This is a genomic window from Paraburkholderia bannensis NBRC 103871, assembly GCF_000685015.1.
GTDB classification, from domain to species: Bacteria; Pseudomonadota; Gammaproteobacteria; order Burkholderiales; family Burkholderiaceae; genus Paraburkholderia; species Paraburkholderia bannensis.
This window is the reverse complement of record NZ_BAYA01000004.1, coordinates 395,426-408,881: the sequence shown is the minus strand read 5'-3', so window position 1 is coordinate 408,881 and position 13,456 is coordinate 395,426. Positions and strand designations below refer to the sequence as shown.

At 64.7% G+C, this 13,456-nt stretch carries 14 protein-coding genes; 5 read left to right on the top strand and 9 right to left on the bottom strand.

What is annotated here, in order from left to right; all coding sequences use genetic code 11:
• Window positions 1–26 precede the first annotated feature (26 nt).
• The 4 genes from BBA01S_RS07905 to ada form a co-directional block, all read right to left on the bottom strand.
• Window positions 27–509, bottom strand: coding sequence for a hypothetical protein (locus BBA01S_RS07905; protein ID WP_027815947.1), 483 nt, complete (start codon window positions 507–509; stop codon window positions 27–29).
• Window positions 510–699: 190 nt separating this feature from the next.
• Entirely contained in the window at window positions 700–2,322 is a 1,623-nt protein-coding gene (gshA, locus tag BBA01S_RS07900; protein WP_027815946.1) for a glutamate--cysteine ligase, read from the bottom strand.
• Between the two features lie 292 nt (window positions 2,323–2,614).
• Complete coding sequence (locus BBA01S_RS07895; RefSeq protein WP_156965898.1) at window positions 2,615–3,508, bottom strand: DNA-3-methyladenine glycosylase family protein; 894 nt, start codon at window positions 3,506–3,508, stop codon at window positions 2,615–2,617.
• An 86-nt stretch (window positions 3,509–3,594) separates the two neighbouring features.
• On the bottom strand, window positions 3,595–4,761 hold the full coding sequence (gene ada / locus BBA01S_RS40525) for a bifunctional DNA-binding transcriptional regulator/O6-methylguanine-DNA methyltransferase Ada (RefSeq protein WP_084161957.1): 1,167 nt from the start codon (window positions 4,759–4,761) through the stop codon (window positions 3,595–3,597).
• 405 nt (window positions 4,762–5,166) lie between these two features.
• Between ada and BBA01S_RS40520 the strand changes: the two genes are divergently transcribed.
• Window positions 5,167–5,622, top strand: a complete 456-nt coding sequence (locus BBA01S_RS40520) for a VOC family protein (RefSeq protein WP_042296345.1) — start codon at window positions 5,167–5,169, stop codon at window positions 5,620–5,622.
• Window positions 5,623–5,626: 4 nt separating this feature from the next.
• On the opposite strand, the gene BBA01S_RS07880 is transcribed toward BBA01S_RS40520, so the two are convergent.
• Together BBA01S_RS07880 and sap1 are read right to left on the bottom strand one after the other, a co-directional pair.
• A complete protein-coding gene (locus BBA01S_RS07880) occupies window positions 5,627–6,181 on the bottom strand; it encodes a YaeQ family protein (RefSeq protein ID WP_027815944.1) in 555 nt (184 codons plus the stop codon).
• Between the two features lie 156 nt (window positions 6,182–6,337).
• Complete coding sequence (gene sap1, locus BBA01S_RS07875) at window positions 6,338–6,673, bottom strand: surface attachment protein Sap1 (RefSeq protein ID WP_027815943.1); 336 nt, start codon at window positions 6,671–6,673, stop codon at window positions 6,338–6,340.
• A 347-nt stretch (window positions 6,674–7,020) separates the two neighbouring features.
• On the opposite strand from sap1, the gene BBA01S_RS07870 reads away from it, so the two are divergent.
• The 3 genes from BBA01S_RS07870 (at window position 7,021) to BBA01S_RS07860 (ending at window position 8,775) form a co-directional block, all read left to right on the top strand.
• Window positions 7,021–7,647 carry a LysE family translocator gene (locus BBA01S_RS07870; RefSeq protein ID WP_027815942.1) on the top strand — a complete coding sequence of 209 codons (627 nt, stop codon included), beginning with the start codon at window positions 7,021–7,023 and terminating at the stop codon, window positions 7,645–7,647.
• A 204-nt stretch (window positions 7,648–7,851) separates the two neighbouring features.
• The gene (locus tag BBA01S_RS47515; protein WP_027815941.1) at window positions 7,852–8,013 is read left to right on the top strand and encodes a hypothetical protein; all 162 of its coding nucleotides are present in this window, start codon (window positions 7,852–7,854) and stop codon (window positions 8,011–8,013) included.
• Window positions 8,014–8,406: 393 nt separating this feature from the next.
• Window positions 8,407–8,775 (top strand): hypothetical protein, encoded by a 369-nt coding sequence (locus tag BBA01S_RS07860; protein ID WP_027815940.1) that lies wholly within the window; start codon window positions 8,407–8,409, stop codon window positions 8,773–8,775.
• 37 nt (window positions 8,776–8,812) lie between these two features.
• On the opposite strand, the gene BBA01S_RS07855 is transcribed toward BBA01S_RS07860, so the two are convergent.
• The 3 genes from BBA01S_RS07855 to mnmE form a co-directional block, all read right to left on the bottom strand.
• Complete coding sequence (locus BBA01S_RS07855; protein ID WP_027815939.1) at window positions 8,813–9,850, bottom strand: S1C family serine protease; 1,038 nt, start codon at window positions 9,848–9,850, stop codon at window positions 8,813–8,815.
• Window positions 9,851–10,269: 419 nt separating this feature from the next.
• The gene (locus BBA01S_RS40515) at window positions 10,270–10,485 is read right to left on the bottom strand and encodes a hypothetical protein (RefSeq protein ID WP_042296343.1); all 216 of its coding nucleotides are present in this window, start codon (window positions 10,483–10,485) and stop codon (window positions 10,270–10,272) included.
• A gap of 614 nt (window positions 10,486–11,099) precedes the next feature.
• Complete coding sequence (gene mnmE / locus BBA01S_RS07845) at window positions 11,100–12,500, bottom strand: tRNA uridine-5-carboxymethylaminomethyl(34) synthesis GTPase MnmE (protein ID WP_027815938.1); 1,401 nt, start codon at window positions 12,498–12,500, stop codon at window positions 11,100–11,102.
• 363 nt (window positions 12,501–12,863) lie between these two features.
• Here mnmE and BBA01S_RS07840 point away from each other — a divergent pair, with 363 nt between their 5' ends.
• Window positions 12,864–13,286: a transcriptional regulator gene (locus tag BBA01S_RS07840; protein ID WP_027815937.1), complete on the top strand. Its 423-nt coding sequence runs from the start codon at window positions 12,864–12,866 to the stop codon at window positions 13,284–13,286.
• Window positions 13,287–13,456: the final 170 nt, after the last annotated feature.

Below are 13,456 nucleotides of genomic sequence, written 5' to 3'. Positions count from 1 at the left end.
GGGACGCCAGTTGCGTCGCAAAAGACTCAGGGCGCGGAAGCCGAGGCCGTGGGTGCAGCCGCCGAAGCGGGCAGCGGCGCAGCACCGGTATCGCTCTTGTCGCCGGAGTTGGGGATCGACTGTTCGATGCCGGTGCGCACGTATTGCTTGAACGCCGCGCCTGCGGCCCACGGGTCGGGCTTGCAGCCGATCGAACTGTCGCAATGGGCCGCGAAGCCGATGGTGGTGGTGCCGTCGCCGTTCGGCGTTTTGGTGATCTCGTAGGCGAGCGCGCGCTTGCCGCCGCCAGGGCCTGCGGTCTGGATCAGTGAATCGGTGACGGTTTGCACTTCATACATCGAATGGCCGCGCACCCAGTCCTGGGCGCGTTGCCACCAGATGTCGCACTGCGGCTTGTCGCTGCACATGAGCGGCGCCGTGGCGATCTGCATGACGTCGGGGTCGACCTGGCCGCGCGGCGCGCAGGCTGCCAGCGCCGCGCAGAGCAGGATCGGCAGGGTTCGTTTCATCGCGTGGGTTCCTCCCTTTAGGGGCGCGCGCTGCGCGGCCCGTCCGTTTTGTCGTTGCGTGACTCGTTGGAGTCCCTGCGTGACTATAAGGGATGGAAGCAGGATTAGACGCGCAGCGGGCGTCGTCCAAAGGCAATCTCCGCAAGTGCGATGCCCGCTGCGCGTAAGCCGACGTCGGAAAAACCCGAAGTCAGACGCTGAAGCGATTGAGCGTGTAGGCGCGATAAGCCGCCACGAAGGCGTCGAACGAACCGACTTCCTCGCGTTCGAGCTTGGCCTGCTCGTCGAGCGACTCGCGCGCCAGCGTGTCGAAATGCGCGGTCGTCTGCGCATCGAGCGGACGCGCCAGGAAATCCGCCGCATGGCGCTCGCTTTGCGCCAGCGCAAATTGCAGGAAGGTCTGCTGCTGGTCGCGCATCGTTTGCAGCACGCGCGCCGAAGGCGTCAGCGACGCATCGGCGAACTTCGCGCGCTGGGCCGCGAGGGCGCGCGCATGGGCGTCGCCGCCGTGCAGCGCATCGAGCGCCGCTGCGGTGCGCTCGATCTTCTCGAACAGCTCCGCCGCCCAGTCCTGCATCGCCACAGCCTGACCGCCGCGCATGAGCACGAGGCCCGGCTTGCGCCCTTCCTTGGTGACGAGGCCGAAGTTCTCGTTGGCTTCGGCGTAATCGGCTTCGGGCAGCAGCGGGCTATCGTCGAGCGCACAGGCCAGCAGGTAGGCGTCGAGAAAACGCGCCGCTTCGAGCGAGATGCCGGTCGGCTCGAACGGGTCGATGTCCATGCAGCGCACCTCGACGTACTGCACGCCGCGCGCGGCAAGCGCATGCAGCGGGCGCTCGCCGGGCCAGGTCACGCGCTTGGGGCGGATCGTCGAATAGAACTCGTTTTCGATCTGCAGGATGTTGGTGTTGATCTGCACCCACTCGCCGTCGCGATGCGTGCCGATTGCCTCATAAGGCGGATACGGCTGGCTCACGGCCTGCGCGAGCGCGTCGAGGTAACCCGGCAGCGTGTCGTAGTCGGCGCGCAGGGCGGACTGACCCGTCGTGTTCGAGTAGCCGAGGTCGCTCATGCGCAGGCTGGTCGCGTACGGCAGATAGAGCGTGTCGGCGTCGAGGCTTTGCAGCGTGTGATCGCGCCCGCGCAGGAAGCGCGCATCGAGCGCAGGCGAAGCGCCGAACAGATACATCAGCAGCCAGCTTGTGCGACGGAAATTACGGATCAGCGCGAGGTAGCGTTCCGACTGGTAATCCGTCTGCGTGGCCGTCGACTGATCGTGCGCATGCAGCACGCGCCACACTTCTTCGTTGAGCGAATAGTTGTAGTGAATGCCCGCGATGCACTGCATGGTGCGGCCGTAACGCAGCGCGAGACCCATGCGGTAGACGTACTTCAGCTTGCCAATATTCGAGCTGCCGTAACGCGCGATGGGAATGCCGTCGTCGCTGGCGGGCAGCAGGCCCGGCATCGATTCGTTCCAGAGCATTTCGCCGTCGCGCGCGAGCACGGCGTAGACGTAGCGATGCAGCTCGTCGAGCTTGTCGAGCGTGATGGACGCGTCTTGCTCGGCGGGCGTGATGATTTCGATGAGCGCTTCCGAGTAGTCGGTCGTGAGCGACGGATGCGTGAGCGCCGAACCCAGCGCCGCGGAATGCGGCGTCATCGCGAGATGGCCGTCGCGCGTGACCCGCAGGCTTTCCTTTTCGATGCCGCGCAGACCGCGCGTGAGCGCGTCGCGATGCGGCCCGGCGCTCAGCACGGAAAGGCGCTGCGTGAGAACGTCGTTCGTGCGTGTAGAGGTCGTGTCTGGCATTGAGGGATGGTCGGGCACTGGCCGGCAGCGGCGCCGCTATTGCACGCTGTTGCATACATGCGCGCGCCGCTGGCAGGGAATTTTTCGGTAGCGGGCACTTTAACATCTCGCCGAAAGACCTGCTTGAGGCCACTTCGGGCGTGCCTTTGCGACCAGTGCGACCTTGCCGGAAGCCAGAGCTGGCAAGGCTTTGGACGTTTTGTTAGCCGCCGCATGGGCGACCGGCGTTACGTTGTCGAAGCTGATGCTACGGCGTCGATCGCCGTGTGGTTGAGACAGATCAACCCGCGCCTCAACCGCCGCGCGCGGCGCCGGCGCGATCGGCGATTTCGTTCCAGAGATGCATGGCCGCGTAGGCGCGCCAGGGACGCCAGGTGTGCGTGCGGGCACGCTGCTGCGTGGCGCGCGCGAGCGCCGGGTCGCGCGCCGCGATGGTCTGCATCAGCACCAGATCGGTGGCAGGCCAGGCGTCGGCGTCGCGCCACGCGCGCATCGCCACGTATTCCACCGTCCACGGGCCGATGCCCGGCAGCGCGAGTAGCGCCGCGCGCATGGCGTCGAGCGTGGCGGCGTCGCTTGCAGCCGCGGTTTTGCGGCCTTTGCCGGGTGCCAACGTGCGTTCGATGGCGACTTCGCCGCTCGCCACGGCGGCCGCGAAACCCTGCAACGCCGCGACCCGCTTGCCCGGCATGCCAATGCCCGCGAGATCGGCCACGGCCAGGTCTGCGGGCGTGGGAAAACGCCACGCGGTGAGCGCATGCGGATGGCCCTCGATGGGCTTGCCGACCCGCGCCACGAGCCGCCCGACGATCGTGGTCGCGGCCTTCACGCTCACCTGCTGGCCAACGATCGCGCGCACCACCAGCTCGAAGCCCGACCACGCGCCCGGCACGCGCAGCCCGGGTGCTGCGTCGACGAGCGGCGCGAGCCACGGATCGGCGCTCAGCGCAGCACCGATCGCCGCAGGATCGGCGTGGATGTCGAACACGCGTGCGAGCGGCGCGGCGAGCGCGGCCGCGTGCGCGCTCACCGGCCCATCGATCTGTGCGACGAGGCAGTGCTTGCGTGCGTGCCGGCGCACGGCGAGCGTGCCGCTCGCGCCGTTGAAGTCGATGGCGCGCAGCCACGCGCCGTCTTCGACGGCTTCGACGCCGGGCGTTGCGCGGCCCGCCAGGAAGCGAAGCATGCGCGGCCAGTCGTAGGGCGCGCGGAAGGGCAGTTCGAGCGTCGCGCCCGGCACTTCGGAGGATTCGACGAATGGCAGGACGGCGCTCAAACAGTGGTCTCCGGCGGATTGCTGGCGCGCTCGCGCCGTTCGAGTTTCGTCGTGGGCTGCACGTTGTCCTGCGTCACCTGGACTTCGCCCGCGCGCGCTTCGGCGTCGATCAGCGCAGCCTTGCGCGCGAGGCCCCAGCGATAGCCCGCGAGCGAGCCGCCCTTTTGCACGACGCGGTGGCACGGAATTGCCAGCGCCACCGGGTTTGACGCACACGCGCTTGCCACGGCGCGCACCGCGCGCGGCGAACCCACGGTTTCGGCGATCTCGGTGTAGCTGCGCGTCTGGCCGTAGGGAATGCGCTGGAGCGCGTCCCAGACGCGCTGCTGGAACGCCGTCGCGGCGATGTCGAGCGGCAGCTCGATGCGCTCGCTGCGCCCGTGCAGATAGGCGTCGATCTGCGCGACGAAGGGCGCGAGACCTGCGGCGTCCTCGATACAGCGGGCGTTCTCGAAATCGGCGCGCAGGCTTTCGCTCAACGTTTTTGCGCTATCGCCGAAAGCGATCCGGCAAATGCCCTTGTCCGTCGCCGCGACGAGCACGCGCCCAAGCGGCGTGGCCGCGCCCGCATAGCGGATCGTCAGGCCCGCCCCCTTGCGCCGGAACGCCGAGGGCGCCATGCCGAGCTCCCCTGCCACGCTCTCGTAGAGTCGCGACGACGAGTTGAAGCCCGCATCGGCGCTGGCGCGGGTGACGTCGGCGCCTTGCGCGAGCGCGTCGCGCAGGACGGCGCCGCGTCTGGCCGCCTGATACTGGCGCGGCGACACGCCCAGCACGCGCTTGAAGAGGCGCTGCAGGTGGAACGGGCTCAGGTGCACCGCCTCGCCGAGCTGGGCGAGCGTGAGGCGCTCCTGCGGATCGGCGTCGAGGGCGGCGCAGGCGCGGCGCACGATCTCCAGCTCGCGCGGCAAGCCGCCCGGCCGGCAGCGCTTGCACTCGCGAAACCCGGCGGCGCGGGCGCTGTCGGCATCGGCGAAAAACTCGACGTTTTCGCGGCGCGGCAGGCGTGAAGCGCAGGACGGACGGCAGAACACGCCCGTCGTGCGCACGCCGTAGAAAAATGCGCCGTCAGCGCGGGCGTCGCGTGCGGCGATGGCGGCCCAGCGCGCGGCGTCGTCGGCGACGTCGAGGGTTTTGGGAGCGGCGGAGGGGACAGCGTTCATGTCAGGACTCCCGTGAGAGCGGATTCGATGGCCCCACTGTAGGCGTGCGCCGCTGCGCCGGCGCGCCGGATCTTGCGCTGTCGTTCGAGCGTACGGCTGAAGCGCTATTTTGCCCCTTCGGGCCACGTTGGTCAGGCGGCGAGCTTGCCCCTTTCAGGGGCGTCCATGATGCCCCACGGTGCACCTGCGACAATTTGGCACCATTGCGGGTTTTCCCTTAAAAACTTGTTGCAACGCGTCAGACCGCTGTGTATAGTGGTTCTTGTCTCCTCCATGTCTCCTCCTGATATGGATTAAGCCCGCTCACAGCAGCGGGCTTTTTTTCGTCCAGCGTTTTTGCACGCGCCGCGCCCGCCTTCCCTCTACACTGCCTCGATCCGTTCACGCGTCGCAGCGAGGCCCATCATGCAGATCCAGATTCGCGAAATCGATCATGTCGTGATCCGCGCGGCAGACCCGGCGGCCATGACACGCTTTTACTGCGATGTTCTGGGGTGTCGAGTCGAACGCGAAGAGCGCGAGTTAGGGCTGGTGCAGTTGCGCGCGGGGCGCTCGCTCGTCGATCTGATTACGGCGGGCGGCCCGCTCGACCGCAACGCGCAAGGCGGCGCTGGCCGCAACATGGATCATCTGTGTCTGCGCGTGGAGCCGTTCGACGGCGAGGCGCTGAAAGCCTGGCTCGCGCAATCCGGGGCGCAGCCCGGCGAGGTGGTCGATCGTTATGGCGCGCAGGGTCTGGGGCCGTCGCTGTATCTGTTCGACCCCGAAGGCAACATGATCGAGCTTAAAGGGCCTAATAGGCCTAATGGGCTTAATGGGCTTAATGGGCTTAATGGGCTTAATGGGCCGCCCGCGGCCTGACGGTTCAAACGTTCTCGGGCGCCTTGAGCACCGTCCATTCGACCGCCACCGGTTCGCTTTTCTCGCTGCCGATCCAGGCGGCGCCGTCCTGGACGGTGCATTGCAGGCGCATGGTGCGCTCCGCGAGCTTGCCCAGCGCGGCGGCCACGCCCTCGCCCAGCGACCACACGGTCACGTTGCGCAGGCGTTCCACCTTGCCGCGCACGCCCTGCCACCAGATGTCCGAGGTGCGGCCGCCGTACGCGATCACGATGACCTCTTCGGAACGCCCGCTTGCCTTGGCGATGCGGCGCTCGTCCGGCTGGCCGACCTCGATCCACGTCTGGATCGCGCCGGTGTAGTCCTTGCTCCAGAGATCCGGTTCGTCGGTGTCCGACAGGCCCTTGCAGAACTCCAGGCGCTCGCCCGCGAACAGCGCGAAGGCGGCGATACGCACCATCATGCGATCGTCGGTTTCCGACGGATGGCAGGCGATCGTGAGCGCATGGTCGGCGTAGTAATGCCGGTCCATGTCCGCAATCTGAAGTTCTGCCTTGAAGATGGTCGATTTGAGTGCCATGCCGAATCCCGCGCCGCGCAAAAGCCGCACATGATAGCGAGTTCCAGCACGTCCTGTGCCGCATTCTTCAGACGGCGGCATGCCGGGTCATCCGGCATGGTCTGACACGAAAATGACGGCGCCGTGACGCCGCAGCGGCTCACGCCCGGGCGGGCGTCATTGCTTGATGAAGCGGTCGCTGGTCCACAGGCCCTGATCGTCGGCGTTCGCGGCGTTCACGAACTCGATGTCGTGGCCGTCGACGCGCACCACGCGGAATGTCTGGCCATCAGGCGTCGAAAGGCAGCGGAAATCGGCGAAATACTCCTGCATCTGCTGACGCTCGCCGGCCTGCTCGTGCTGCGAGACCGCATCGAGCTTGTCCTTCGAAAGACAGCCATAGGAGCCAGGCTTGAGCTGCACGGTTTGCTGCGGCTTGACCGTGGCGTCTTCGGCTTGCGCGGATACCGCGCAGAGAACACCCGCGGCGAACAGGGCCATGGTCGATAGCATTTTCATGATTGCCTCCTGGCTCGCGCGCGTGGCGGAGCGGCGCAAATTATTTTCAGGTTAGCTATGTATTTAACTTCTCGTCCTGAGCCAACTTTCTGAATTTATAAGACAAGGAGCGGACTGCAAGAAAATAGTGTGTGCAAGCGCAGCAGGAGGGCGGGTCAAACGGCTCTGGCGGCTTATCGGATAAGGCTGGCGCGGCGCACATAAGCGGTTGGTACGCAGGCCCGAAAAAGCCGCTAGCTTCTCGCCGTCCGCTGAAGAAAAACGATGCCAGGCACCCTCTTGCGCCGCCGAAAACTTCATGGATAAATCGGATCTCCCTATCAAAGATCCCGGAGACCGTCATGACCCTTGCCCACTGGCTGCCGTTTGCGATCGCATCGGCCATTCTTGTCGCCATTCCAGGGCCGACGGTGCTGCTCGTCGTGTCCTATGCGCTCGGCCATGGCCGCCGCTACGCGCTTGCCACCACGGCCGGCGTCGCATTGGGCGATTTCACGGCGATGACGGCGTCGATGCTCGGCCTTGGCGTGATTCTCGCTGCCTCCGCGACGTTGTTTTCGATGCTCAAGTGGGTTGGCGCGGCCTACCTGATCTACCTGGGCATCAAGCTCTGGCGCGCGCCTGTCATGACCGCCGATTCCGCCGATACCTCGGAGACGCGCACCGGCCGCATCTTCGCGCACGCCTACGCGGTCACTGCGCTCAACCCGAAAAGCCTGATCTTCTTTGTCGCCTTCGTGCCGCAGTTCATCGACCCGCACGCCGCTGCGCTGCCGCAGATCGTTATTTTCGAGGCGACGTTCCTCGTGCTCGCCACGTTCAACGCCTTCGGCTACGCCTTGCTGGCGGCTGCCGCGCGCCGTGCCGTGCGCAGCCCGCGCGTGCAGCGCGTCGTCAATCGCACCGGCGGGTCGCTGCTGATCGGCGCGGGGCTGTTCGCGGCGGTCTGGAAGAAGTCGGCGGCCTGAGCGGCCCAAAGCGCCTGACGCGAAGCTTGAAGCGGGCGCTTTTGCGCGCCCGTCAACCCGGTTTTCTTCTGGGCACGTCACCTGCTCTAGCGATTGCGTGCGGCGGCGCACCCTGTTTCGGATGAATCAGTATTCGCCCCCAGTACAAGTTGTCGCTTTCCGGATACAATGAACTCGCAACCGCTTGACAACCAGGAGGTTATCGTGATCGAGCACGTAATACTGGGCGCGTTTCTGGTCATTCCCCTCGTCATTGTCGTTTTCCTGTTTTCGGACGAAATCCTCGAGGAACACCGGCAGCGCGTAGAAGCGGGTGCACCTCATATCGACTGGCGTCATCCGCTGCGCAGCATCCTGCACCACTGATCAACAGCATGGATGGCGGGCCGGCACCTGCCGCCGGGCCGCCGTTCATGCGCAGCGTGGGGGCGCGTCGATCGATCGTTGATCCGCTGATCGATGGAGGCACTCGTGGAATTCGAGTTCTCCTGGATGACGTATTTCGTCGCCCTCTTCGCGTTGATGGTTTGCTCCATCGCCCTATCCCTGCTTTGTCCCGGCGCCGGCAGGCGTCGCGATGAGACACCACCGGCCTCGCCCGAACCGGACGAGCATCCCGGCGCACATTCTTCCCCCTCGCCGCCTCGCGCACCGTAATTCATCGGCTGCGTAATTCGTCGTTACTACTTGCAGCACCTGTATCCGAGCTTCGCGGCGACAATCGCTCGCATGTTTTCAAAGGTTCTCGAGGAGAACATCATGCGTAAGATTGCAGCCGTACTGGTGGTGGCGGGATGTGTGATGGCGGCTGGCCCGGCCAGCGCGCACGATCATGGCGGCGACGTGGTGGGTGCGCTCGTCGGCGGCGCCCTGATTGGCGCCGTTGTTGGCGCGGCGATAAACGGCCCTGCCGTGGCTTACCAGGCGCCGCCGGTCTATGCCGAGCCGGCCCCGGCACCGATGCCCGTTTATGCCGAACCCGCTCCTGTCTATGCCGCGGCTCCCGCGCAAGGCGGCTGCTACGACCAGTATTCAGGTCGCTATGTGCCTTGCGCGCCGCCGCAGCCGGCTCCTCCGCCTGCGCCGTACAACGGCTATGGCGACGGCTACGGCCAGCCTGGCTGGTAAATCGGCGCGCGTTCGTGGCTGGCCTGCCCTCGTTCGGTCAGGCCAGCACGGCCTGCTCGACGGGCGTGATCTGCAGGTTCAGCTTCTGCGTGAGCCGCACGATCGTGAATTGAACCGCACGACCGATGCGTGAGGCGTCGAGCAGACGTTGAAGCGCATCGATTCCATCGACGGGCATGCCGTCGATCGCGACGATCGTATCGTCCACGCGCAATCCGCCCAAAGCGGCGGGGCTGCCCTTCACCACTTCCATCACGCGCACGCCGCTCGTTGCGGTGAGCTCGAAAAAGCGCTGCACCTTGCGGGCGATGGGCACCGTCGTGCCGGCAACGCCCACGTGCGCGCGCCGCACGCGCCCATGCGCGAACAGTTGCGTGATGACCCACTTCGCCGAATCGATGGCCGTCGCAAAGCAGATGGCCTGCGCGCCCGGAATGATTGCGGTATTCACGCCAATCACCTGTCCTGCCGAATTGACGAGCGGGCCGCCCGAATTGCCGGGATTAAGCGCGGCGTCGGTCTGGATCACGTCGTAAATCATGCGGCCCGAGTTCGAACGTAACGATCGGCCGAGCGCCGATACCACGCCCGTCGTCACCGTCTGCGCGAGCCCGAGCGGACTGCCCACGGCAATTGCGATCTGTCCGACGCGCAACTTCGCCGATTCGCCGAGCTGGGCGTGCGGCAACGCCTCGGAAGCGCCGATGCGCAGGACGGCGAGATCGGTGCTCGGATCGTCGCCCACCAGATCGGCGTCGTAAGTCGAGCCGTCGGCGAGCGTCACGCGCAGCGCGCTTGCGCCGTGCACGACGTGGCTATTGGTCAGCAGGTAACCATCCGGCGTGAACAGAAAGCCCGAGCCGGTGCCGCCGCGCGCCGCACCCTGGTTCGCGGCGCTTGCGCGACGTTCGACGGCGATATGGGCGACGGCGTGCTGAACGCGCTCAAGCGCGCCGATGACGGTTTGTGAATAGGCGTCGAGCAAGGCTTCGTCGCCGTGAGGACGAGGGTTCGCGTTATCGGCGGCTGCGAGGTCGCGTGCGAGATCGTCGATGAAGGATGGACGGCTTCCCACGATCAGAATTCTCCGATGAAAGTGCGCCGTACATGTAGGGGCGGCGGAATGATTTCAAGGGGCGTTTCTTAATCGCACACGCGCCGCGCTAAGGCCTTTCAAGGGTCGGATTGATTCCTGCTGGCGATCGTCAACGATTGTCAGATCGGCCTTGCGGCCATTGAAGCGCTACGACCGAGCTACGACAATGGTTTTGCGGCGACGTCCCCTCGCGCCGTGTTGTCAGTAGTTGGCAAGCTCTTTCGCCGCGGCCCCTGCCGCGGCTATTTTTTTGTCCGTCGCCTGACCGTGGCCGTTCCGCCGCCCAAAAGAAAGAAGCCCGCACTGTGGCGGGCTAATCCATGCTCGGGTTACATGGCGAGGTAAATCAAATCGGCATTGCGGCGCCCTTTTGTGCGGGCTGCGCGCCGACCGGCTCGTCAGGCTGCGAGGCGCGCCTTAACCTGCAGACGCTCAAGTTGCGTCATCAGCGAGTCGATCGTACGAAACTGGGTTTGCGAGAGCTGGGCCGAGTCGAGCAGTTTCGACAGGCGGCGATGCCAGTACTCGACGCTAAGGATAGGAACCGTGCCTTCGGTCAAAAGTGACGGCACCATGACGCGCATGATGTGCGCGATTTCCTGATCAATGAACATAACTGTTAGGCCCCCGGAACAATTCGGATCTCATTTAGTGGATCCGTGAAGTCACTCTAGTTCGCCGGTGGCCGGTGACTAGCTATCACAATTGATAGGGGGGTGAGAGGTACTGGCAGGTAGGGGGCGAGAAGCCCGCCAGAGGGCGCTTCCAGCGCCCTCATCGTTCGGTTGACAGGCTTGAGCCAGGAAATATCCTGGTGTTGCACGGTTGTCCTTAACGTCGCCAGCCGTGCCCATAATAGCCACCGAAGCCGACCCCAATATCGACCGCAGGCGCGGCGTAATATCCTGGAGCGTAACCGTAACCATACGCCGGTGCCGGGGCGTAAGCATAAGGCGGCGCCACGACACAGCCCGTCAACGTCGCAACCCCAGCGGCGGCGATCAAGGTACACAAGAGTCGAAACGTTTTCATGGTGTTCTCCCGAATGCTTTTATTGTCGGCAAAAGCACGGTTTGAAAACGAAACGATGTGTGACCAGTAGTTACGGCGGTAAAGATCGAGGGCCGCAGCGCGGCGGCCAGTTGTAACTCGATGCAATCCACTCACAACGTTTACTAATTGCCTACTACCGGAATTCGTTGACGGCGCAATTAGTTCGATATCCTGCTCATTTGCCGATGCAGAACCGGCTGAAAATCACGCCGAGCAAATCGTCGGAGGTAAATTCGCCCGTAATCGAATTCAGCGACTCCTGCGCAAGCCGCAGTTCTTCCGCGAAGAGATCGAGCGATTGAGCGTTGTTCTCTGCATGATCCGCTGCCAGCGCGAGTTGCTCGCGCGCCGCACGCAGCGCGATCAGGTGTCGTTCGCGGGCGAGATAGACGCTCTGCGCGTCGGCTTGCCAGCCCGCGATGCGCAGCAGTTCCGCGCGCAGCAGCGCAACACCGTCGTTCTTCTTGGCCGAAAGCCGCACTTCGCACAGTTCCGCGCCGTGATCCATCGCACGCTTTGCAACTTCGGGCGCCACGTCGGTCAGGTCGGTCTTGTTGAGCACACGCACGACCGGCACGCCCGCCGGGAAGCGAGCCGCGATCGTGTCGTCTTCCGCTGTCATGCCCACACGCGCATCGAGCAGATGCAGCACCACGTCGGCGCGACCGATTTCGCTCCACGTGCGCTCGATGCCGATTTTCTCGACTTCGTCCTCGGTCTCGCGCAGGCCTGCCGTATCGATGATGTGCAGCGGAATGCCTTCGATCTGGATAGTCTGCGAAATCTTGTCGCGCGTGGTACCGGCCACCGGCGTGACGATTGCGAGTTCCGCGCCCGCGAGCGCGTTGAGCAGCGACGATTTGCCGACGTTCGGCTGTCCCGCGAGCACGACCGCAAGCCCCTCGCGCAAGAGCGCGCCCTGCCGCGCTTCGGAAAGCACGTGGTCGAGCTGCGCGCGAATTGCGCTGAGCTTGCCGCGCGCGTCGGCGGCTTCGAGGAAGTCGATCTCCTCCTCGGGGAAATCGAGCGTCGCCTCCACGAGCATGCGCAGCGTCACGACATCGTCGACCAGCGCGTGAATGTCACGCGAAAACGCGCCGTCGAGCGATCGCCCTGCCGAACGCGCGGCGGCTTCGGTGCTGGCTTCGATCAGGTCGGCAACGGCTTCGGCCTGGGCGAGGTCGAGCTTGTCGTTGAGGAACGCACGACGCGTGAATTCGCCGGGCTCGGCAAGGCGCAGGCCGAAGTCGCGGCCGGCTTCGATGCAGCGTTGCAGCACCAGTTGCAGAACGATCGGGCCACCGTGTCCCTGCAATTCAAGGACGTGCTCGCCGGTGTAGGAGTGCGGCGCTGGAAAGTACAGCGCGATGCCGCGATCGAGCACGGTGCCTGCACCGTCAAGGAACGGGACGTAGCTCGCGTGGCGTGCGCTCAGTGTCTGGCCGGTGAGCGCCTGCATCAGCGCTTCGGCGGCAGCCGCGCCCGCACGGCCCGCCGAGACGCGCACGACCCCGATTCCGCCGCGACCGGGCGCAGTGGCGATGGCGACGATGGGATCGGTGTCGGTGGCGAGCATGGCAGGTGGAGTCGAGGTGATTCGGTGAGATGGGGCGGTGACGCTGCGCCAGAAGTCGTACTGGCGAGGACGCGCAAAGCTGCGTGGATTGTAACGCGTGGCCTCGGCGCATCCTGGGTGCCAGGCAAGGCCGAGAATTATCTTAATTTATCTCAAATTAGATAAGTGCTGTCTTAAACTTATCGGATTCATTTGAGATCGAAGGTGCACGCAAGCTCGGCAAATAACCGGCCAGCGTGCTTTTTCGTGTATGCGACAAATAGTTGAGGTAGTTGCGTTTTTAGGCGATTTATAGCCTTCACGGGCTATAAATCGCCCGACTGGTTGTCAACTTCGACGAAAGCCGATTGCACAATCAGCGTCATGCCAACCCCTGAAGAAAAAGCCGCCTTCTCCGAACGTCTCAGGTTCGCCATGAAGCGCGCTCCCGAAAAACTGCGCGGTAGCACCGATCTCGCGAACCGGTTCAACCTGCGTCATCACGGCGAGCAACCGGTTTCGCCGCAGACCGCTCACAAGTGGCTGAGTGGCCGCACCATCCCAACGAGCGACAAACTGGAAACGCTGGCGGAGTGGTTCGACGTGGATGTGCATTGGCTTCACTACGGCCCGTCGCCGGGTAAGACCACGCCAGCCGTACCGAAGCCGCGCAAGCCCGACGACAAATATCCGCTTTCCGAGGAAACCCTCGAACTGGCGTCGAAGATCGAGTCGCTGAGCGCACATCACCGATATCTCGTCGAAGAACTGGTATCGCAGTTTTACGGCGGCCCCGAGAAGGTCTAGCGGCGAGTATCGCCTGCTTGAGCTTTGAGCCGTCAAGCGGGCTCAAGCGGACAACGCCCAGAAGATTTGATGGCCGTCACGCTCGATGCGCGCGGCCATAAAAAAAGCCGCCTTGGCAGTGATGCCAGGCGGCTTTTTTTGCGGCGTAGAGGTCGCAGGCCGAAGGCGGC